Here is a 19,908-nt window from a genome sequence, read left to right on the forward strand (position 1 = left end):
CCCCCACAGGTCGCGGCCAGGATTCTCCCCGCTTGCCGCCCTGAGCCCAAGGGACCTCAGGGCCGGCCCGAACTTAGCCATGCCCCGGACGGCTCCGCCTCAGATATTCCGCGCGCCCGGTGACGCAGCCACAGGGCCGGCAGCGACCAGCAGGATCTGTACGCCGGTCTCCGCGACCCGCACTTCCTGGAGCAGTTCGATCCACCGCCGGTCCCCCGCTGATCCCGGTCCTCGCCGCGCCGCGTCGGAGCGGCATTCGCGTGCCTGCGCCCTTTCCCCGTATGCGCCCCGTTCAGCAGTTGATTCGCCGGCGGCAGGCAGCCGTCACAGCGCCAGCGCGGCCCCGTCTCCCATCGCGATCACCGGGTGGGCCCGCGGGTCGAGCGCCCGCAGCAGGTCGACCATGTGCCGTGCGGAGAGGCTGACGCAGCCGTGCGTCGGGCCGCCGTGATCGACGTGGATCCAGATGCCGCCACCGCGGCGGGCGCCCAGCGGCTGTCGCCCGTCCAGGGGCGACGTGCCCGGCACCCGGTTGTAGTCGATGGCGATGACGTAGTCGAAGGACCCGCCGAGCGCCTCGCCGCGGAATCCGATGCCGCCCGCGGTGAAGCCCTGGGAGCGGTGATACGGCAGTCCGCTGCCCGGATCGGGCTTGAAGCCTCCCGCGTCGCTGAGGGTGAACACCCCGACGGGGCTGTGCAGATCGCCCGAGGAGTGGGTGCCGGTCCAGCCGCGCAGAGCGTTGTGCGCGGGCCATGCGGTCCCCGGCCGCCACCTGCCGTCCGAGGCGCGGGTCCACAGGGTGACCGTGGAGTCGGAGGAGTCCTTCGCCGTGCCGGAGGCCATCAGTACCTGGCCGGAAGCGGCGGGGATCGCCGCCAGGGTGGCCGGGCCGAGACCGGGGATCCGGTCGGTCTCCTGTCCGCCGGGCGCGTTGTCCTGAGCGCTGTCCGCTGCGCCGCCCGGTGCGCCGCCGGACGCGTCCTCCGTTCCCGCCAGCGGCCGGGTGACGGCATCGATCGAAGGCGGTGCCGCGGCCCGTTCCCGCTGGCCCGGCCCGGTGACCGGACCGATCGGCCCGATCGCACCGATCCCGAACCAGCTCGCGGCCACGGCCAGTGAGAGCACCGTCGTCGCTCCGGCCATGGCGCTCGTCCGGCCCGGCCGGCGACGACGGACCCGGTGCCGGCCACGGTGCCGGCCGTGGCTGGATCGCGTTGCGGGCACTGTGAGGGGCCTCATGGGCAGCGATCCTCGCAAAGTCCCGGCCCGGTTGAGGCCCCCGGACCCACATCGGTCCCATGTGTCCGGTCCCGTCCCTCGCACCACCGGACCGGGAACTGGTGAACAATCGAACCGTGGACGAGACAACCCCGTACGACAGCGCCCTGCCCGACGACCGTGACCGCGATCAGGCCGGGCGGGCTCGCAACGCACGGCCGCGCGACGGACTCGGCCGGCCACTGCCGTACGGAGCGCCGGGCGTCGAACGGCAGCCCGAGGGAGTGCCGCGCTCCCCGGGGCAGTCACTGGCCGAGGCCCAGCGGCTGCTAGACGCCGGGATGCCCTTCCACGCCCACGAGGTACTGGAAGACGCCTGGAAGGCCGCCGCCGAGCCCCAGCGGGCCCTGTGGCGCGGCCTCGCGCAGCTCGCCGTGGGCCTCACCCACGCGCTGCGCGGCAATGCGCAGGGCGCCGCGACCCTGCTGCGCAGAGGGGCCGACGGCATCGACCCGTACCGGGACGCGCCGCCGTACGGCATTGACATCGCGGGTCTGAGCGGCTGGGCCCGGCAGCTGGCGGAGCACCCGGCCGGCGGCCGGGACAGCGCGCCGTCGCTGCTGCTCGGCGGCCCGCGGGACACGGTCTGAGCGCCCGGACCCGCCCTGGAACCCGTCCCTGATCCGGCCTCTGATCCAGCACCCGATCCGGCCCTGAGCCGGCCGGAATCCGGCGCCGGATTCTTCTCAGAACGCTCACACAGCTCTCTCACAGGACTCTCACACTCGCCCGCGATGATCAGCAGGACCGGAGCGACGAGAGAGGGCCTGCCGTATGAAGAAGCGTCCGCAGCCCGTCCGCACTGGATCCGTCCGCACTGGATCCGTCCGCGCCCTGTCCCGTGGTCTGGGCAGGACCGGCGTTCTGATATTGGCCTGGCTGATCGTCACGGCCGTGGGTACCGGCACGGTCATCGCGACCGGCCAGTCGACGTCCGCGGCGTCCGAGGCGGTGAGCGGGCCCGGCGTGTTCGCCGGACTGCCCGGGGTTTCCAGCACCGTGCACGCGACGGGGAGTACGAAGCAGGTCGGCGCGCTCTTCGACGGCGGGCTGTCCGGCGGCCACTACTGCACGGCGAGCGTCGTGGAGAGCGCCGGCAAGAACGTCGTGGTGACCGCGGCGCACTGCCTCAGCGGGGACACCAGTAACACGGTCTTCGTGCCCGGCTATCACGACGGAACCGCGCCGTACGGGGTATGGCCGCTGGAGAGTGTGACGGTCGCCCCTGGCTGGACGAGCAGCTCGGACGAGGATCTGGACGTGGCCTTCGCCGTGGTGCAGCCGGTGAACGGCCAGGAGATCCAGGACGTGGTGGGCGCCTACCGCCTCGGCACCAGCGGGACTTCCGGCGCCGCGTCCAGCGCCACGGTCCGGATCACCGGCTATCCCTCCACCGCCGACGCCCCGCTCACCTGCTTCAACGACGCCACGGCGTACAGCGCCGACCAGCTGCGTATCGACTGCACCGACTACAGCGGAGGGACGAGCGGCAGCCCCTGGGTCACCGGCCTGGACGAGGACTCCGGCACCGGGACCGTCATCGGGGTGATCGGCGGCTACGAGGAGGGCGGCGACACTCCGGACGTCTCGTACAGCCCGGCCTTCGGCAGCGCGATCAGCGCTCTGTACCAGCAGACCGTCGCAGCGAACTGAGGAGCGCGTCCGGACGGCGGAAGCCGCCGGTGCTCCCCTGCCGCGCCGCGGGTTGGACGTCGGGCCCCGGGACCCGGAGCAGGCCACGGGTCCCGGGGCCGACGCTGTCAGACCGCGCGCTTGAGGGCGGCGCCGGCCAGCATGGGGGCGCCCGCGCCCAGCCCGTCGATGTCGGCGTCCGCGTCCGGCCGCCACACGGTCACCGGGGTGACGCCGGGCTCGATGAGCTCGAAGCCCTCGAAGAGCGCGGTGAACTGCGCGGTGCTGCGCCAGATGACCTCGCTGACGGCGCCGCCGTAGGACTTGGCGACGTTCGGCGCGGCCTGCGGCACCTCGTCGGCGCCCGCGTGCGAGAGCACGAGGTAACTGCCGGGCACCAGGCGGTCGGTGAACTGCCGGATGAGCGCGAGCGGGTCGTTCTCCTCCGGTACGAAGTGCAGTACGGCGCCGAGGATCAGCCCCACGGGCCGGTCGAAGTCGATGAGGCGCGCGGTGTCGGGCGCCTCGAAGATGTCGTTCGGCTTGTACAGGTCGCCCTGGAAGATCGCGGCCCGCGGTTCGTCGGCCAGGATCGCCCGGCCGTGGGCGACGGCGACAGGGTCGATGTCGGTGTAGACCACCTTGCTGTCGGGCGCGGCGGCGAAGACGGCGTCGTGCACGTTGTGCTCGGCGGGGATGCCGGATCCGACGTCCAGGAACTGCCGGATGCCGAGTCCCGCCAGTTCCCGGCCCGCCCTGCGGAGGAACGCCCTGTTGGCCCGGAAGGTCTTGGGGAGTGCGGGGTTGGCCTCCTCCACCTGCCGGGCGACAGCGCGGTCGACCTCGAAGTTGTGGGTGCCGCCGACCCAGTAGTCGTAGACCCGCGCGATACTCGGCGTCTCGATGTCCACGTCGGCCGGTGCCCAGCTCGGTCGCTCCACGTCGCTTCCTCTTTCCGTTGTGTCGGGGCGTTGTCTGTCGGGTGAAGCGTTGTGTGCGGTGCGGTGCGGTGCGGTGCGGTGCGGTGCGGTGCGGTGCGGTGCGGTGCGGTGCGGTGCGGTGCGGTGCTGTGTCCGCTGTGTCCGCTGTGTCCGCTGCCGCATCGGTCAGCCGGGCGGCACGGGCAGCACGGGCAGTTCCTCGAGACCGCGCATCATCAGGCTGAACCGCCAGCGCAGTTCCTCCGGCGTGACCGCGAGGCTCAGCCCGGGGAAGCGGGCGAACAGCCTGCTCAGGACGATGTGCCCTTCGAGCCGGGCCAGCGGGGCCCCCAGGCAGTGGTGGATTCCATGGCCGAAGGCGAGGCCCGCGGTGGCGCGGCGGGTGATGTCGAGCTCGTCGGGCTCGGCGTAGTGCGACGGGTCACGGCCGGCCGCGCCGATCGAGATCGTCACGAACTCGCCCTCGGGGATGACGACTCCGCCGACGTCCACCGGCTCAGTGGTGTAGCGCCAGGTCGCGTTGGTGACCGGCCCCTCGAACCGCAGCAGTTCCTCGACGGCGTTCGGCCACAGGGAGCTGTCGGCGGCCAGCTTCGCGAGTTGGCCGGGATGCGTCAGCAGGGCGAACGTGCCGTTGCCGATGAGGTTGACGGTGGTCTCATGGCCGGCGACCAGCAGCAGGAATGCCATGGCCATCAGCTCGTTCTCGTTGAGCCGGTCGTCGCCCTCGCCGGCGTTGACCAGGTCGGTGAGCATGTCGTCGGCCGGGTTGGCCCGCTTCTCGGTGATCAGCGCCCGCAGGTAGTCGACCATCGCCACGCTGGCGTCGCGTACCTCGTCGGTGCCGACGCCCGAGACCAGCAGATTGGACCAGCGGCGGAATTCCGCGCGGTCGTCCGGCGGCACTCCCAGCAGCCAGCAGATCACGGTGAACGGGACGGGGAAGGCGAGCGCGTCCATGAGGTCGGTGCGTTCCTGGAGCGCGATGGCGTCGAGGAGTTCATCGACGAGTTCGACGATCCGGGGGGTCAGCGCCTCGACGCGGCGGGTGGTGAAGGCCCGGCCCACCAGCCGGCGCAGCCGGGTGTGGTCGGGCTGATCACTGTCGAGCATGTGCTCGCTCAGCTCGCGGGCGAACTGCCGTCGTGAACCGGCCTCCTTGAGGAACTCCTGGCGCTTCTCCTCATCGATGAAGTTGCGCGGGATGAGCTCCTGCCCCTTGCGCATGTCCTTGCTGAGCCGGGGGTCGGCGAGCAGCGCCCTGGCGTCCTCGTAGCGGGTGACCAGCCAGGTCCGCAGCCCATTGGGCGTGGCTACGGGCTGGGCGGGCGCCTGCCCGCGGAGGTCGGCGAGCGCGGTGTGCGGCTCCTGGAAGAACTCCGGAGTGAACAACTCGATCACGCTGGTCGACGATTCCGTCCGATCCACGACGCGGTTCCCCTCTTCGGCGGTTCCTGGCACTGGGCGCCTCGGTCTGGGCACCACCATCACCGCTCGGTTTCGAGCGCCGCTCGCAGCGGGCTGTAGCGGAGCGCCGCCTCCGGCGACGCGCGAGTGCCGCACCACCCATGACGTCGGGTGGTGCGGCACGCGGGAAGCAGGGGGCCGGGTCCCGCTTCGGGGGCTCAGCGCTGGTCCGCGTCCTCCTTCTGCTGTTCGGGGGCCGCGTTGCGGTCCCAGCTGCGCAGGGGGGTGTTCTTGAGCAGTACGGAGAGCACCAGGCCCAGCGCGAGCACCGGGGCCGCGGTCAGGAAGACCGGGGTGAGGGAGGCTGCGTACGCCTGCTCCACCGCCAGCCGTACCGGGGCGCCGAGCTTGCCGAGGACCGCCGCGTCCGACAGGGAGTTGCGGTCGGTGCCGGCGAGGGCGCCCGCCGGGACGCGCCGGGCGAGCTCGTCGGTGAGCCGGCTGTAGAAGATCGCCGCGAAGACGGAGATCCCGAGCGAGGCGCCGAGCATCCGGCCGAAGGAGACGGTCGCCGAGACGGCTCCGATGTCGTCGCGCGGGGCGGTGTTCTGGGCGGCCATGGTGAGCACCGACATGTTCAGGCCGGCGGCGATGCCGAGCAGCAGCATGTAGCCGGCGGCGGCGACGCGGGAGGTGCCCGCGTCCATGGTGGCGAGCAGCAGCGCGGAGATGATGCCGATGCCCATGCTGGCCGCCGGATACCACTTGTAGTTGCCGGTGTGGGAGATGACCCGCGCGCTGATCATCGAGGAGGCGACGAGACCGAGCATCATGGGCAGCAGGATCACGCCGGACATGGTGGCGCTGGCTCCGGTGACCACCTGCAGGAACAGGGCCAGGAAGTTCACCGAGCCGACGAAGACGAAGCCCGCGACGACGCTGACCACCGCGGAGATGGTGAAGGTCGAGTCCTTGAACAGATGGAGCGGGATGACCGGTTCCGCGGCGCGCTTCTCGACGGCGAGGAAGAGGGCGACGGCGACGACGATCACCGCGGCCAGGCCGAGGATCGTCGCGGAGGCCCATCCGTAGCGCGCTCCGGCCCAGCTGGTGAGCAGGGTGAGGGCGACGATGGCCGCGCTGAGCAGCAGGAAGCCGGTGTAGTCGATCTGCGGGCGGCGGGGGCGGACCGGCAGCCGGAGGAAGACGGCCACCAGGGCGAAGGCAAGGGCTCCGACCGGCAGGTTGATGTAGAAGACCCAGCGCCAGCCGAGCGCGTCGGTCAGTACGCCTCCGATGGGCGGGCCGGCGAGGGCGGCCCCGGCGAACGCGATGGAGAAGTAGCCGTAGTAGCGGGCCCCTTCGCGCGGGCTGAAGAGTTCGCCGATGACGGAGAGCACGGAGACGAACAGGCCGCCGGCGCCGATGCCCTGCACCACGCGGAAGGCGAGCAGTTGCTCGATCGACTGGGCCCAGCCGCAGGCGGCGGAGCCCACGAGGAAGATGCCGATCGCGGCGAGGAAGACGCCCTTGCGGCCGAACAGGTCGCCGAGCTTGCCGTACAGGGGTGTGGTGACACTGCTGGCGATGATGTACGCCGTCGCCACCCAGGCGAAGACGTTGAGACCACCGAGGTCCCCGGCGACGCGGGGCAGTGCGGTGGCCATGATCTGGGCGTCCAGAAGGCCCAGGAAGACCGCGGTCAGACAGCCGAACATGATGAGACCGGTGCGGGGGGACGGACCGGCAGCGGTACCGGTCGGCGGGGTGCCGGACTCGTTCTCGGTGACGTTCACGGGTGTGCCCTTTCATGGGGCGTGACCCCGGAGGCCGGCCCTCCCCGGGGGAGGGCGGGCAGGTCTCCGGACTCTCCCGGCCCGGTGCCGCCGCGGTGGCCGTGGGCTGTCGCGGGGCACGGGTCGGGGAGCTTCAAGAGTGGCGCGGGGACGAGAGTTACGGGATGAGAACCACCTTGCCCAGCTGCGACCGGGCTTCCATCAGTTCGTGCGCCCGGACGGCCTCTTCGAGCGGGAGGCGCTCGTGGATGACCGGCTTGACCTTGCCGGCGCTGATCATCTCGAGCAGGTCGCGCTGGCCCGCGGCGATGATTTCGGGCTTGTAGTAGAGCAGCGCGTACAGGGCGAAGCCCGCGATGGTCTTCATCCGACTGAGCGCCAGGATGTTGATCTCCGGGACGTTTCCTGCGGCCGATCCGTAGAAGACCAGCCGGCCGAACGTGGCGGTCAGGCGGACGCTCTTGAGGAGGATGTCGCCGCCGACGGTCTCCATGACGACGTCGGCGCCCTTGCCGTCGGTGGCGGCCTTGACCTGCTCGTCCCAGTCGTCGTCGGTGTAGTTGATCGTGACGTCGGCGCCGAGACCGCGGACGAAGTCCAACTTGGCCTGGCTGCTGGCGGTGGCGATCACCTTGCCGGCGCCCATCGCCTTGGCGATCTGCACCGCGAGGTGTCCCACGCCGCCGGCCGCGGCGTCGATCAGGACGGTCTCACCGGGCTTGAGCTGGCCGGCCTCCTTGAGCGCGTGGTACGCGGTCTGGGCGGGGCTCGGCAGGGCCGTCGCCTCGGCGGCGTCCAGGCTGTCGGGGATCTTGATGAGCCAGTCGGCCCGGGTGGTGCAGAAGTCGGCGTAGGCGCCGGTGTCGACGTCGCCGACCACCCGGTCGCCGATCTTCACGTTGGTGACGCCCTCGCCGAGCGCCTCGACGGTGCCGGCGACGTCGCCGCCGGGTGCTCCGGGCAGCTCGGCGTGGCCGCCGATGGGCACACCCTGGCGGCGCTGCACCTCGGCGAAGGTGACGCCGATGGCCTCGGCGCGGATGAGCACCTCTCCCGGGCCGGGCTGCGGCTTATCGGCCTCTTCGACACGCAGCACCTTCGGGGCTCCGTGTTCGTAGTGGCGGACGATTCGCATGGTGTTCTCCCAACTAGGAAGTCTTGACGAGTCACGGGCGTCTACCGGCGACTCCGCCCAGAAAACTTACAATTAAATGCTCTCATGCACATGCATGTCTGTCTACATTACATAAGCGCCGGCGAGGCGGTACCGGCGTCTTCCCCCGGGGCCACCGCGCGCCATCGCCGCACACGGGTCGCGCGCGTCCGACCGTCCCACCCCGGACTTGAATTCACCTGGACCGGGCCTGGACCGCGGTGCCGCCGGGGGCCTCTCACATGCGTGGCCGCACACACGTACCTTCGGGCGGGCACATGCTGTCCGCAGCCATCATGAGCGCCTAAAGTGGCGGCATGACTTCCGAGAGCGGGACGAGGAAAGCGCAGGCCGGCGCGCTGCTGGACGCCGTGGGTCCGGCGTTCTCCCGGCTGCGGCGCACCGCGCTGCTGGATGTCGAGAACCCGGTCTCCCGCAAGGACATGACCAGGACGCTGGTGCTCGCCCTGGTGGAGGAGCCGGCCGACGACCCCGACCAGGAGATCACCGTCGGGATCGTCGCCGAACGCCTGGCGGTGGACCCCTCGGTGGCCAGCCGGATGGTCTCCGACTGCATCAAGTCCGGCTACCTGATCCGCGCCGCCTCCCAACTGGACGGCCGGCGCACGATCCTGCGACTCACCCCCGAGGGCGACGCGATGCTCGTCCGGTTCCGGCAGCACCAGCGCGAGGCGTTCGAGCACATCACCCGCGACTGGGCCGACCATGAACGGCTCGACTTCGCCCGCCTGCTGATCAAGTACGTGGACGCCGTCGCCGACCTGCGCCCCCCGTCCCGATGACCGCCCGTCTGCCGGTGACGGGCGGTCCGGGTTCCGCGCGCGGCCCGAAGTCACCGCGCGGCCCTTTCGGGCCGTGTCACGGGGTCGGCAACCCGGCCTGCTGGAGGGCCAGATAGTCGACGACCTCCCAGTGTTCCGCCACCTTGCCGCCCGCGATGCGGAACTGGTCGCAGGTGCGCATCACCAGCTCCTGCTCCGAGGGGCCGCCGCCGCTCCACGCGCCGGTCAGCGTCCCGCGCCACAGCACGAAGACCATGACGCGGTCGCCGTCCGCCACGATGTGCTCGACCGTGGTCGTCAGGTCGGGGAACGCGGCGATGTCGTCCGCGAAGAACGCCTTGAAGGCGTCGAGGCCGTCCGGGACGGCCTCCGTCCTCATGTTGTGGTGCGCGTAGTTGAGGTGGTAGTACTCCTCGGCGACCTCCAGCCAGTGCTCGCAACACCTCGCGGTACGCGCCCAGCACCAGCTCCGCGTTGGCCACCTCGAGGTCGCTGTGCGGACCCACCAGACGGGGACCGGCCGGCTGGACGCCCTCCACCGGCTCGATGCCGAGCGGTACGAGCGCCGCGCGGTCCACCACGTCCCAGTGCTCGGCGATCTTGCCGTCCTGCAGACGGAAGAGTTCGGCGGTGTGCAGCGCCGTCTCCGCACCGTCCCGGGTGCGGCCCCGCCAGCTCACGAAGAGCATGACGCGGTCGTTGTCCGGCACCAGGTGCTCCACGGCCACGGCCAGGCCCTCGAACTCGGCCGCGATCATCCGCCAGAAGCCCACCAGCCCACCGGGCAGGGACTTGATCAGCGGATCGTGCTCGACATGGTCGGGACGGATCCGCTCCGCGGCCTCGTCGAACAACTGCGAGGCCAGGACCTCCTCGAACAGCTGCCGCACTACGTCGGCGTTCTCCACTCGTGTCGGCGTGGCGCCGACGATGTATCCGGTCGTCATGACTCTTCCGCCCCCTGATGAGGTGAACCGTATGGGTGGACTCAGGTGTTCAGTTCGTAGGTGGACCAGGAGGCATCGGCCGCGAAGCCGAGTTTCCCGTTGAGCGCGACGATCGCGTCGTTCTCCGTCTCGTTCCACGCCTGGACCAGGAAGAGCTGCTCGTTCTCATGCGCCGCCCAGGCGGTCGCGTACGCCTTCGTCCACGTGCCGAGGCCCCGTCGGCGGTGTTCCGGCAGAACCAGGACCTCACCGGCGTCGGCCATCGGGCTGTCCCGGACGTAGAGCGTGCTGTAGGCGACCACCGCTCCCGTTCCGTCCTCGACGGCCGCAGCGGTGTACTGGCGGTGACCCGTACGGACCGCCTCGTCCTCGCGGGCGCGCACATCGGCCGCGGTCGCCGCCTGGATCCGGGCCTGGCCGTTCACCTGGACGTCCAGTTCACGCCAGGCCAGCGCATAGGAGTCGACGAGGTCGTCGGGGCACCGGCCGAGCCAGTACGCCAGGTGATAGCCGGCCACCTTCTGCTCGGCGCATCCGTCCAGCCGCGCCCGGACCGCTTCGTTCAGCCGCAGCCGGTTGCGCAGATTGGTGACCGTGCGCCGCGCGCCGACCGCACCCGCGAAGCCCTCGGAGGCGGGGGTGTGCGGCGCGTCCAGCAGCAGCCGGGGCCGATCGCGCTCCGCGAGCTCGCGCTGGGCGGCGGCGATGAGCAGCCGGCCAGCGCCGCGCCGGCGGAATCCTGGGAAGACCCAGAGGGAACCGTGCCCGGTGTCGGCGGGTTCGGCCAGATCCAGGCCGAGTTTGAGGGAGCCGGCGATCCGCTCGCCGTCGAAGGCGGCCAGCACCAGCCGGTCGGCGCCGTGTCTGCGCTGCAGAAGTCGCGCGAGGAGCGCCTCGGTCACCGGTGGATCATCGGGAAGTTCCACGCTCATCGTCTCCCGGAAACCGGGGAGGAGAGCGGCGATGGTGTCCGGGTCGTCCCCGTCCAGGCTGCGGATTTCCATAGCAAACAGTTACCCAGCACCGGCCATCGTTCTGATCGAGTCCCGCTCGAACGACCAGGTGGGGCCCGGTAATCCGGACCCCACCCGATCACTGCGGCTCGGCGGTCGCGATCACTCCGCGGTGACCGAGATGGCCTGTACGGGGCAGACCCGTACCGCCTCGTGCACGCGCGCGTCCCCGGCTCTGTCCTCGCTGCCGGGGATGACCCCGCTGACCCCCTCGTCATCCTGCTCGAACACGGCGGGGGCCGTCATGGTGCACAACGCGGCCCCCACACACCGCTCACTGTCGACGCTGACACGCATGACATGCCTCCCTCACCAGGTCACCGGAAGTTCTTCCACCCCTTGCAGGACGAAAGCGGGCTTGCCCTGAACCTCGCTCGCCGGAATCGCCAGCCGCAGGTTCGGCAGCCGGGTGAAGAGCCTCTCCAAGGCGATCTCCATCTCGGCACGGGCCAGGTTCTGCCCGATGCACTGGTGGATACCGAAGCCGAACGCGACATGCCGGCCGGCCGCCCGGCGGATGTCCAGCTGATCGGCGTTCTCGAACGCCGACGGGTCGCGGTTCATCAGCATGTTCGAGACGATGACGCCGTCACCGGCCTTGATGAGCTGCCCGCCGACCTCGATGTCCTCCGTCGCCACCCGGGGAAGCGTGTCGCCGATGGAGGTGAAGCGGAACAGTTCGTCGACCGCGCCCGGCATCAGCGCCGGGTCCGCCCGCAACGCGGCCAGCTGCTGCGGGTGTTCGAGCAGCGTGAGCACACTGATGCCGATCATGTTCGCGGTCGTCTCGTGGCCCGACACCAGCAGCACCGTGGCGATCATCGCCAGTTCGTTGCGGTCCACCGCGCCTTCGAGCAGCCGCTGGCTGATCAGCTCGTCCAGCAGCCCGTCGCGCGGATCGGCCTCCCGCTCCCCGATCAGGTCGTACAGATACGTCAGGATCTCGCCGAACGCCTGCTGAGCCTGCGCGGCCTGCTCCTCCCCCGACGAGGACAGCACGTGCCGCGAGCGCTCCGCGAAGTAGTCGTGGTCCTCGAACGGGATGCCCAGCAGCAGGCAGATGGCCGCCGAGGGCAGCGGCAGCGCGAAATCGGTCACCAGGTCGGCGGACGAGCCTTTCTCGGTCATCCTGTCGATCAATGTGTCCGCGATCTTCTCGATCTCGGGCCGCAGGGCGTTGACCCGCCGGATGCCGAAACCGGGGATGGACATCCGCCGCTGCCGGGCGTGCTCGGGGTCGTCCACGCCGATCAGCGGTGTCGCCCGCTCGCGCTGCGCCTCGATGCGCGGCGCCATGAGCGGGAAGTCGGGATTGCGGACATCGACGGACAGCCGGGGGTCGGGCAGCAGGGCGCGGCCCTCATCGTTCCCCGCCACGACCCAGGCCGTGCGCCCGTCGAACAACGTCACACGGGCCAGCGGCCCCTGCTCCCGTAGTTGCTCGTAGCCCGCCGGCGGCTGATAGGGGCAGGTGCGCTGCATCGGGTAAGCGGGGGCCTCCGGCTCGATCTGCCGGGTATCGGCTTCCGCCATGGTCTACCTCCTGTGTGTGGGGCCTGGTGGCCGGTGTGTCGAAGTGCGAGGCCCTGAGGCGGGTGCCGGAGACGGCTGCTCCGAGGCGGCTGTTCCGTTTCGGCTGTTCCGTTTCAGCTCTTTCGAGACGGCTGTTCCGGGGCGGGTCAGGATCCGCCGGTGACCCTGATGGCCTGGCCGTTGATGTTCCCGTTGGCGGCCGAACCGAGGAACACGATCGCGTTCGCGACGTCCTCCGGCGTGGACAGGTGCTGGGAGGCGAGGGTCTTCGCCTTCGCCTCCAGCATCGGACCGGGGGCGTTGAGCAGGACGGTCTCGGTGAGGGTCTGGCCCGGAACGACCATGTTCACCAGGATGTTCTCCGGCCCCAGGTCCCAGGCCAGGCTGCGGAGCAGCCCGTACAGCCCGGACTTCGCCGCGCCGTACGCTCCGCCGCCGGCCATCCCGGCCTCGGCCAGGCCCGCGCCGAGCATCACCACCCGGCCCCATTCGCGGCCGCGCATCGCGGGAAGCGCGGCCTGCAGCGTGTGGAAGACGGCGTCGACCGAGGTCCGCAGCACCTCCTGCCACTGCTTCGCGGGTACGTCCTCGAAGACGGGCATGGGCCGGCCGGGGCGCGGAATGGCCTCGCCCCACACGACGGCGTTGTTGACCAGTACGTCGATGCCGCCCCATGCGGAGACGACTTGGTCGACGGCCTCGCGGATCACCTGCGCCTCGTTGAGGTCGTAGCGGACCACCAGCGGGGTGCCGCCCGCCTCGGTGACCTGGGCCGCCGTCTCCTCGGCGCCCGCCAGGTTCGAGTAATAGGTGATCGCCACCCGCGCGCCTTCCGCGCCGAAGGCCCGCGCCGTCGCGCGTCCGATCCCCGAGGAGGCCCCGGTCACCAGCACTACCTTGTCGCGCAGATCCGTCTTCATCCGGGACAACCCGCTTTCGTGGTCAGGTCAACGGCGTGTTCGTGCAGCGCGTCCCGCGAGTGGCGCTCGAGCCGAGCATCGGGCCAGTGGCTCGAATCACGGTCAATTGCCCATGGGGGTGGGGCTGCACGACGGTTCGACCGCTCCTCAAGACCCCCCTGTCAGCGTCCTGTCCGACCGCCCGCGGGGGTGGAGCGGAGCCCCGACCGGGCACAGCCGAACAGATGGAGGAGTGCTGCGATGACCGAAGCGAGCGGGCCCGGGCAGGATGCAGGCAGCCGACTGGTCGGAACGTGGACCACCGAGCTCGACAACGACGGCGAGCCCACCTTCGGGCTGGCCTCCTTCTCCGCCGACGGCGGTGTCACCTCGACCCAGACGAACACCAAGAACATCGGCCTGGGCAACTGGGTGGCCACCGGCGAGGACACCTTCGAGTACAACTTCCACATCCTGGCGACCGACGAGGCGGGCAAGCTCGTCGGCGAGGCGCACATCAACGTCGAGGGCCAGTTCGTCTCCGACACGCGCTGGGAGGGGCTCGGCGGGGCGTCGTTCTACGACCCGGAGGGCAAGCGGCTGCGCGGCCACGGCGGTTCGAAGGTCGTCGCGACGAAGTTCGGCATCGACAAGTAGCCACATCGACACACAGCCCGCAGTCCGGGCGAGCACCGGCGCGCGCGGCGCCGAGCGGTCCGCCGTCTCCCTGAACAGTTCCCGGGAGGAACGAACCTTGGCCACCGAACAGAGTCTGCTCCGCGCCGCCACCGGCTCCGGCTCCGCCGACTGGGAAGGGCTGCGGTCCCTGTTGCGGGGCGATGTCGTCCTTCCCTCCGACACGGGCTACGACCTCGCGCGGCAGTTGCAGAACAAGGAGTACGACGTCATCGATCCGCAGGCCGTCGCCTACTGCGAATCGCCGTACGACCTGCGCGCCTGTGTGCGCTTCGCCCAGGAGAACGATCTCCCGGTGCACACGCGCAGCGGCGGGCACAGCTTCAACGGCTGGTCCACCGGTCCCGGCCTGGTCGTCGACCTGTCCCGGATCAACCACACCCTGGTCTGCAACGGCTCGGTACGGATCGGCGCCGGCACCCAGTCCGTGGACGCGCTCGACACGCTCAAGCCGACGGGCACCCAGCTCATCACCGGCACCTTCCCCACCGTGAGCGCGGGCGGATTCCTGTCCGGCGGCGGGCTCGGCTGGCAGACCCGCAAGTTCGGCGTCGGCAGCGACCGCGTCGTCTCGGCGCGCGTCCTGCTGTCCGACGGCCGGATCGTCCGGTGCTCCGAGACCCACGACCCGGACCTGTACTGGGCGGTGCGCGGCGGTGGGGGCGGCAACTTCGGGATCGTGGTGGACTTCGACGTCCGCCCGATCGAGGCTCCGCTGCTCGTCGGCTACGACACGATGTGGGGCTTCGACCAGGCCGCGGACGTCCTGACCGCGTGGCAGGAGTGGTGCGTGAGCGCCCCGAACGACCTGGGGTCCTCACTCGTCGTGCTACCGCAGATGTTCAGCCCCCATGACGCGCCGATCATCAACGTCTGGGGCGCCTACCACGGCCCGAAGGCCGAACTGGAGGCCGCGCTGGACGAGTTCACCGAGCGGGTGGGCGTCCAGCCGGTCAAACGGACGGTGGGTGACCCGCTGCCGTACAGCGAGGTCATGCACGAGCGGCTGTGCGACGACAAGTCGGTCGCCGAGTGCCACCGCACGGGCCACAACCCGCTGGCGGTCGGCCACCGCCACCCCTTCACCCGGCAGAGCTACGCCCTCACCGACCGGCCGGTCACCCGGGCCGAGGCCGCCCGGCTGCTCGACGCCTGGGACCCCCGGCGGGACAACGAACGGTATCTGCTGTGCATCGCCCTGGGCGGCGCGGCCAACGAGGTCGGCAGGACCGAGACGGCCTATGTGCACCGCGACGCCCAGTTCCTGACGGGCTATCAAATGGCGGTGCGCGAGCCGGTCCCGGCGCCGGAGACCGTCGCGGACATCACCGCCTGGGCGGACGGAGCCGCGGCGGCCCTCGCCCCGCTGTCCAGCGGCTCGTACATCAACTTCCCCAGTTCGCGGACGCCCGGCGACTGGGGCACCTCGTACTACGGCGAGAACCATCCCCGGCTGCTCGAGGTGAAGCGGCAGTACGACCCGGACGACTTCTTCCGGCATTCGCAGAGCATCGGGAGCTGAGATGACCCTGGACAACGACAACACGGTGGACGAGAACACGGCCGGGCGACCGGCGAGCAGCTGGGACCTGCGGGGCAAACGCATCCTCGTCACCGGCGGATCGCGCGGCATCGGACGCGGCATCGTGCTGGCCGCCGCACGGGCCGGAGCGCAGGTCATCACCTGCTACCGGCAGCCCGGTGAGGCGGTCACCACGCTGGAGGCGGAGCTGGCGGCCACCGGCGGCAAGCACCTGGTGGTGCGCGCCGACGCCACCAAGGAGGCGGACATCGCCGAGCTGGCCGATACGGTCGAGGCCCGCGTCGGCGGCCTGGACGCGGTGGTGAACAACGCCGGCACCTACGTCCCCACCCCGTACGCCGATCTGGACGCGGCCCAGTGGGCCGCCACGGTGGACGGCAACCTCACCGCGGCGCATCTCGTCATCCACCGCTCGCTCGGCCTGCTGGCCCCCGGCGCCTCGATCGTCAACATCGGCTCCACGGTGGCGTTCATCGGCATCGACGGCGGGGTGCACTACACGGCCGTCAAGGCCGCCCTGGTGGGAATGGGCCGCTCCCTCGCCCGCGAGCTGGGCTCCCGGGGCATCCGGGTCAACACCCTGTCGCCCGGCCGGATCGAGACCGAGGCGATGGACGATCTCCCGCCGCAGGTCGCCGCGTTCCAGCGGAAGATGTTCTCCTCCTTCACCGCGCTCGGCCGGCTCGGCACCGTCGAGGAGATCGCCGGGGCCGTGCTGTTCCTGGTGAGCGACCTCTCGACGTACATCACGGGACAGAACATCCACGTCGACGGCTGCGTGTGAGCCCCGTCGGCACTGCGGAGGGACAGGGAACGTGGGAATCGCGCTGACAGGCAGGAAAGTTCTCGTCACCGGCGGCACCCGGGGCATCGGCCGCGGCATCGTGCTGGCCGCCGCGGCGGCCGGAGCCGATGTGCTCACCTGCTACCGGCAGGAGGGGGAAGCGGTCGAGTCCCTCGTCAAGGCACTGGCCGAAACCGGGGGCGACCACCACGTGGTGCGCGCCGACGTGGGGGAGATCGCGGAGGTCGACCGGCTGGTCGGCGAGGCCAAGGAGCGCTTCGGCAGGCTCGACGGCGTCGTCAACAACGCCGGTGTCATCAGCCACGTCCCGTTCGGGGAACTCCCCGCCGAGGAGTGGTCCCGGGTCCTCAACTCGCATGTGACGGCCGCGTACCGGGTGATCCAGCAGGCGCTGCCGCTGTTCGGCGAAGGCGCGTCCGTGGTCAACATCGGCGCGCGCGGGGCCGCGGCGGGCATCCCGCTGCGGGCGCACTACACGGCCGCCAAGGCCGCGATGATCGGGCTGTCCCGGTCCCTGGCCGTCGAGCTGGGCCCGCGCGGCATCCGCGTCAACGTCGTGGCGCCCGGCATCATCGAGACCGAGGCCTTCGCGGCGATGCCGCAGGAACGGGCCGACGGGATGCGGAAGATGTACTCGCAGAAGACCTCGCTCGGCAGACTGGGAACCGTCCCGGAACTCGCGGGACCGGTGCTCTTCCTGCTCAGCGATCTGTCGTCGTACCTCACCGGGGAGACGCTCAACGTCGACGGCGGCATCTGACGGCGCACGCGCACAGCGAGGCCCCTGTCCGGCGCCCGGGGAGGGACCGGCAGGGGCCTCGCGCTCAGGGCCTGGCCCTCGGCGGGTCAGCCGCGCAGCAGGAAGGCGTACACCGCCTGGCGGCCGGCGTCACTGGTGGCGCGGCTCTGCACGGAGTGCGCCGCGCCGGGCACGATGACGACCTGGCCGAGCGGGGCCATCCGCGCCTCCTGGCGGAGCCATTCCAGCGGGGTGGACAGGTCCCGGTCGCCGCCGAGCAGCAGCACCGGCACCCGCGGCAGCTTCTGGCGGCGGGACGGAGCCGGCGGCACCGGCTCCCGCGGCCAGTCCAGGCAGGTGAGCATGGTGCCTTGACCGGTGGCGGTGGCCGGGTCGAAGGGCCAGGTCGAACCGGCGGTGAGATGGCGGCGTGCCCGTTCGAGAGCCGCGGCCCGGCCCGCCACCGGGGTGTCGGACGTGCCCCACGGATAACGCCAGTCGGCGCACAGCGCGCTGGCGTGCAGCCCCTGACTGAGCTGCTCCGCCGTGGCGCCCGACCCCTGGCGGGTGCCGTCGATGTACCCCTGCAGGGTCTGCGGACGGCCGGCCGCCGCCAGGTGCAGCGCCTCGGGGATGCCCCGGTAGTCGGCGTCGACGAACTCGTAGGTGGTGAGCATGTCCAGGACGGCGGGGCCGTTGCGGTAGGTGCGCACCACCTGGGCGAGGTCCCGGGCCGGGTCGGTGGCGCAGCCGGTGGCCGCGCAGGCGCCGCGCAGCACCCGGGCGGTGGCCGTGAGCGTGGTCAGGTCCGGCAGGTCGTCGCCCTGCTGCGGCACCACGGAGTCCAGGACCAGCCGGTTCACCCGGTCCGGGTGCGCCAGCGCGTACCGTTCGGCGACGAACGTGCCGTATGAGACGCCGTCCAGGCTGATCCTGCGGGCACCGAGGGCCTGCCGCAGCAGGTCGAGGTCGCCGACGGTGGCGGCGGTGCTGTAGAAGCGCCGGTCGGGGCCGATGGCGGCGGCGCAGTCGGTGACGGCCTTCGGGGTGGGCGGCGTCAGATCGGACGATCCCATCTCCGCCTGTAGTTCCGGGCACTGGAGCGCGCCCGCGCCGGTGCCCCGCTGGTCGATCATGACCATCCGGTACTGGCCGAGTACGGGTGCCAGTTTGCCCGCGAGCTTGGTCATGAAGGGCACGCCCGGCTGGCCGGGGCCTCCGGTGAGGAAGACCAGATCGCCCTTGGGCGCATGGGTGTTACCGGTCATGGCCACGCTGAGCGCGAGGGTGCCGGGTGTGCGTCCGGCGTGGTCCAGCGGGACCTTGAGCGTGGCGCAGGTGAAGCTCTCCTGCCCCGGACAGGGCGCCGCCCCGGTGAGTCGGCCGGCGTGAGGGGACGCGGCGTCCCGCGCACCCGCCGGGCCGGCGGCGGGAGCGGGAGCCGCCCCCGCCGTCAGCACACCGGCGGCGGCCAGGGCCACCATCCCCGTCAGCGCCCGTCTGCGGACCCGTACTGCGACCATGAACGTCCCCATTCCCCGTTGTGGTTACCCGGCTGTGGCTGCCCGGCTGAACGGGGGCGCGCCGGCGGACTCCCCCGTCAAGTCCGGCGGCGCGCTCCCACACATCACAGGCTGGTACCGGGGACCGCCGCACCGCGAGGTTTTGTGCCAGGATTCGATCAGGTTCAAAGGGTGAGGGGGCCGGGCCCCCCGGGGGAGACCATGATCCGACTGGCAGTGGACGCCGCGGGGCTGGCCAGGTCGCGGTTCGCCGTCTCCCCGCTGCACGAAGCGGCCGGCACCTTGATGCCGTGGGGACTGCGGGGGCCGCTCAGCGCGGATCTGTGGGTGTCCCGGGCCCGGCGAGTGCTGCGCCGGGAGGACCTGCCGCTGCTGACGGCGCTCGCGGTGGACCGGGCCGGATATCTGCCGGACTTCCTCACACCCTATCCGCGCACCCCCTCCCCCGAAATCGCGGACGAGCTGGAGCAGGTGCGGGCCACGCCGCCCGAGCGGGTCGCCGCCGAGCTGGCGGCGCTGCGCGCGGGCCGCCCGGAGAGCGGGCTGGAGGGACGCGAACTGCCGGACGTGGTGCGCACGGCGCTGGAGCGCGGCGGCCGGTACCTGGCGCAGCGCGCCGCGGAGGAACTGGGCCGCTACTGGGACAGCGCCTTCGCACCGCACTGGCCGCAGGCCCGGGCGGTCCTGGAGGCGGAGGTCGACCGGCGCGCGCTGACCCTGGCACGCTACGGCGCCGCCCGCCTCTTCGACTCCCTGCACCCGTCGATCCGCTGGGACGGCGGCACCCTCCAATTGGAGAGCCGCTTCGAGGTGAACCTCACCGTGCCGATGGTGCTGCTCATTCCGTCGCTGGTGGCCTACGCGGTCGGCGTGTCCGTCGACCCGGTCCGCGACGGCCCCCGCCGACCCCCGGCGCTGGTGTATCCGGCGCGGCCGCCGACGGCGCCCGAGGCGCCTCCCAGCGCGGAACTGGCGCGGCTGCTGGGACCGACCCGGGCCGATCTGCTCGCCTCGCTCGACCGGCCGTCGACCACCACCGCGCTGGCCTCCACCCGGTTCCTCAGCCCGGCGACCGTCTCGTACCACCTGGGGGTCCTGCGCCGGGCCGGTCTGGTCAGCAGCACCCGCGCGGGCCGCGAGGTGCTGTATCTGCGCACGCCCCAGGGCGGGCGCCTGCTGTCCTCCGCGCCGGAGTAG

At 71.4% G+C, this 19,908-nt stretch carries 20 protein-coding genes and 1 pseudogene; 8 read left to right on the top strand and 13 right to left on the bottom strand.

Annotated features, from left to right (window positions below):
- Window positions 1-99: 99 nt before the first annotated feature.
- Together QMK24_RS41760 and QMK24_RS10035 are read right to left on the bottom strand one after the other, a co-directional pair.
- A complete protein-coding gene (locus tag QMK24_RS41760) occupies window positions 100-321 on the bottom strand; it encodes a DUF6328 family protein (protein WP_502962504.1) in 222 nt (73 codons plus the stop codon).
- 3 nt (window positions 322-324) lie between these two features.
- The gene (locus QMK24_RS10035; RefSeq protein ID WP_283465037.1) at window positions 325-1,146 is read right to left on the bottom strand and encodes a L,D-transpeptidase family protein; all 822 of its coding nucleotides are present in this window, start codon (window positions 1,144-1,146) and stop codon (window positions 325-327) included.
- A 212-nt stretch (window positions 1,147-1,358) separates the two neighbouring features.
- Between QMK24_RS10035 and QMK24_RS10040 the strand changes: the two genes are divergently transcribed.
- The gene (locus tag QMK24_RS10040) at window positions 1,359-1,871 is read left to right on the top strand and encodes a DUF309 domain-containing protein (RefSeq protein WP_283465038.1); all 513 of its coding nucleotides are present in this window, start codon (window positions 1,359-1,361) and stop codon (window positions 1,869-1,871) included.
- Window positions 1,872-2,055: 184 nt separating this feature from the next.
- Window positions 2,056-2,934 carry a trypsin-like serine peptidase gene (locus QMK24_RS10045; protein ID WP_283465039.1) on the top strand — a complete coding sequence of 293 codons (879 nt, stop codon included), beginning with the start codon at window positions 2,056-2,058 and terminating at the stop codon, window positions 2,932-2,934.
- 107 nt (window positions 2,935-3,041) lie between these two features.
- Here the strand turns inward: QMK24_RS10045 and QMK24_RS10050 are convergent, their stop codons facing one another.
- The 4 genes from QMK24_RS10050 to QMK24_RS10065 form a co-directional block, all read right to left on the bottom strand.
- Entirely contained in the window at window positions 3,042-3,854 is an 813-nt protein-coding gene (locus tag QMK24_RS10050) for an SAM-dependent methyltransferase (protein WP_283465040.1), read from the bottom strand.
- Between the two features lie 165 nt (window positions 3,855-4,019).
- Complete coding sequence (locus QMK24_RS10055; protein ID WP_283465041.1) at window positions 4,020-5,282, bottom strand: cytochrome P450 family protein; 1,263 nt, start codon at window positions 5,280-5,282, stop codon at window positions 4,020-4,022.
- 197 nt (window positions 5,283-5,479) lie between these two features.
- The gene (locus QMK24_RS10060) at window positions 5,480-7,057 is read right to left on the bottom strand and encodes an MDR family MFS transporter (RefSeq protein ID WP_283465042.1); all 1,578 of its coding nucleotides are present in this window, start codon (window positions 7,055-7,057) and stop codon (window positions 5,480-5,482) included.
- Between the two features lie 157 nt (window positions 7,058-7,214).
- Window positions 7,215-8,192 carry a quinone oxidoreductase family protein gene (locus QMK24_RS10065; RefSeq protein WP_283465043.1) on the bottom strand — a complete coding sequence of 326 codons (978 nt, stop codon included), beginning with the start codon at window positions 8,190-8,192 and terminating at the stop codon, window positions 7,215-7,217.
- Window positions 8,193-8,527: 335 nt separating this feature from the next.
- On the opposite strand from QMK24_RS10065, the gene QMK24_RS10070 reads away from it, so the two are divergent.
- Window positions 8,528-9,013, top strand: coding sequence for a MarR family winged helix-turn-helix transcriptional regulator (locus QMK24_RS10070; protein WP_283465044.1), 486 nt, complete (start codon window positions 8,528-8,530; stop codon window positions 9,011-9,013).
- A gap of 76 nt (window positions 9,014-9,089) precedes the next feature.
- Here the strand turns inward: QMK24_RS10070 and QMK24_RS41765 are convergent, their stop codons facing one another.
- The 6 genes and pseudogenes from QMK24_RS41765 to QMK24_RS10100 form a co-directional block, all read right to left on the bottom strand.
- Entirely contained in the window at window positions 9,090-9,665 is a 576-nt protein-coding gene (locus QMK24_RS41765) for an ester cyclase (RefSeq protein WP_502962501.1), read from the bottom strand.
- Window positions 9,634-9,960: pseudogene (locus QMK24_RS41770) on the bottom strand (ester cyclase); the annotation flags it as partial. The pseudogene QMK24_RS41770 and the gene QMK24_RS41765, both read right to left, overlap by 32 nt.
- 41 nt (window positions 9,961-10,001) lie before the next feature.
- Window positions 10,002-10,964 carry a GNAT family N-acetyltransferase gene (locus QMK24_RS10085; protein ID WP_283465045.1) on the bottom strand — a complete coding sequence of 321 codons (963 nt, stop codon included), beginning with the start codon at window positions 10,962-10,964 and terminating at the stop codon, window positions 10,002-10,004.
- A 111-nt stretch (window positions 10,965-11,075) separates the two neighbouring features.
- Entirely contained in the window at window positions 11,076-11,270 is a 195-nt protein-coding gene (locus QMK24_RS10090) for a ferredoxin (protein ID WP_283465046.1), read from the bottom strand.
- Between the two features lie 12 nt (window positions 11,271-11,282).
- Window positions 11,283-12,506, bottom strand: coding sequence for a cytochrome P450 (locus tag QMK24_RS10095; protein ID WP_283465047.1), 1,224 nt, complete (start codon window positions 12,504-12,506; stop codon window positions 11,283-11,285).
- 146 nt (window positions 12,507-12,652) lie between these two features.
- A complete protein-coding gene (locus QMK24_RS10100) occupies window positions 12,653-13,426 on the bottom strand; it encodes an SDR family NAD(P)-dependent oxidoreductase (protein ID WP_283465048.1) in 774 nt (257 codons plus the stop codon).
- A 240-nt stretch (window positions 13,427-13,666) separates the two neighbouring features.
- On the opposite strand from QMK24_RS10100, the gene QMK24_RS10105 reads away from it, so the two are divergent.
- The 4 genes from QMK24_RS10105 to QMK24_RS10120 all read left to right on the top strand — a co-directional run bounded on the left by QMK24_RS10105 (window position 13,667) and on the right by QMK24_RS10120 (window position 17,209).
- A complete protein-coding gene (locus QMK24_RS10105) occupies window positions 13,667-14,062 on the top strand; it encodes a hypothetical protein (RefSeq protein WP_283465049.1) in 396 nt (131 codons plus the stop codon).
- A 97-nt stretch (window positions 14,063-14,159) separates the two neighbouring features.
- Window positions 14,160-15,623: an FAD-binding oxidoreductase gene (locus QMK24_RS10110; RefSeq protein WP_283465050.1), complete on the top strand. Its 1,464-nt coding sequence runs from the start codon at window positions 14,160-14,162 to the stop codon at window positions 15,621-15,623.
- A gap of 1 nt (window position 15,624) precedes the next feature.
- Complete coding sequence (locus QMK24_RS10115) at window positions 15,625-16,428, top strand: SDR family NAD(P)-dependent oxidoreductase (protein WP_283465051.1); 804 nt, start codon at window positions 15,625-15,627, stop codon at window positions 16,426-16,428.
- Window positions 16,429-16,459: 31 nt separating this feature from the next.
- Window positions 16,460-17,209, top strand: coding sequence for an SDR family NAD(P)-dependent oxidoreductase (locus QMK24_RS10120; RefSeq protein ID WP_283465052.1), 750 nt, complete (start codon window positions 16,460-16,462; stop codon window positions 17,207-17,209).
- Window positions 17,210-17,295: 86 nt separating this feature from the next.
- Here QMK24_RS10120 and QMK24_RS10125 read toward each other — a convergent pair whose 3' ends face one another.
- On the bottom strand, window positions 17,296-18,711 hold the full coding sequence (locus QMK24_RS10125; RefSeq protein WP_283465053.1) for an alpha/beta fold hydrolase: 1,416 nt from the start codon (window positions 18,709-18,711) through the stop codon (window positions 17,296-17,298).
- Window positions 18,712-18,912: 201 nt separating this feature from the next.
- Here QMK24_RS10125 and QMK24_RS10130 point away from each other — a divergent pair, with 201 nt between their 5' ends.
- Window positions 18,913-19,908 (top strand): ArsR/SmtB family transcription factor, encoded by a 996-nt coding sequence (locus QMK24_RS10130; RefSeq protein ID WP_283465055.1) that lies wholly within the window; start codon window positions 18,913-18,915, stop codon window positions 19,906-19,908.

Source organism: Streptomyces sp. PH10-H1 (assembly GCF_030063355.1).
Taxonomy (GTDB): Bacteria; Actinomycetota; Actinomycetes; order Streptomycetales; family Streptomycetaceae; genus Actinacidiphila.

Bases quoted from the DNA above. Each gene is read 5' to 3' on its own strand.
- QMK24_RS10035 (WP_283465037.1), bottom strand. From the start codon at position 1,146: ATGGCCGGAGCGACGACGGTGCTCTCACTGGCCGTGGCCGCGAGCTGG.
- QMK24_RS10045 (WP_283465039.1), top strand. From the start codon at position 2,056: ATGAAGAAGCGTCCGCAGCCCGTCCGCACTGGATCCGTCCGCACTGGA.
- QMK24_RS10065 (WP_283465043.1), bottom strand. From the start codon at position 8,192: ATGCGAATCGTCCGCCACTACGAACACGGAGCCCCGAAGGTGCTGCGT.
- QMK24_RS10070 (WP_283465044.1), top strand. From the start codon at position 8,528: ATGACTTCCGAGAGCGGGACGAGGAAAGCGCAGGCCGGCGCGCTGCTG.
- QMK24_RS10085 (WP_283465045.1), bottom strand. From the start codon at position 10,964: ATGGAAATCCGCAGCCTGGACGGGGACGACCCGGACACCATCGCCGCT.
- QMK24_RS10090 (WP_283465046.1), bottom strand. From the start codon at position 11,270: ATGCGTGTCAGCGTCGACAGTGAGCGGTGTGTGGGGGCCGCGTTGTGC.
- QMK24_RS10095 (WP_283465047.1), bottom strand. From the start codon at position 12,506: ATGGCGGAAGCCGATACCCGGCAGATCGAGCCGGAGGCCCCCGCTTAC.
- QMK24_RS10100 (WP_283465048.1), bottom strand. From the start codon at position 13,426: ATGAAGACGGATCTGCGCGACAAGGTAGTGCTGGTGACCGGGGCCTCC.
- QMK24_RS10105 (WP_283465049.1), top strand. From the start codon at position 13,667: ATGACCGAAGCGAGCGGGCCCGGGCAGGATGCAGGCAGCCGACTGGTC.
- QMK24_RS10115 (WP_283465051.1), top strand. From the start codon at position 15,625: ATGACCCTGGACAACGACAACACGGTGGACGAGAACACGGCCGGGCGA.
- QMK24_RS10125 (WP_283465053.1), bottom strand. From the start codon at position 18,711: ATGGTCGCAGTACGGGTCCGCAGACGGGCGCTGACGGGGATGGTGGCC.
- QMK24_RS10130 (WP_283465055.1), top strand. From the start codon at position 18,913: ATGATCCGACTGGCAGTGGACGCCGCGGGGCTGGCCAGGTCGCGGTTC.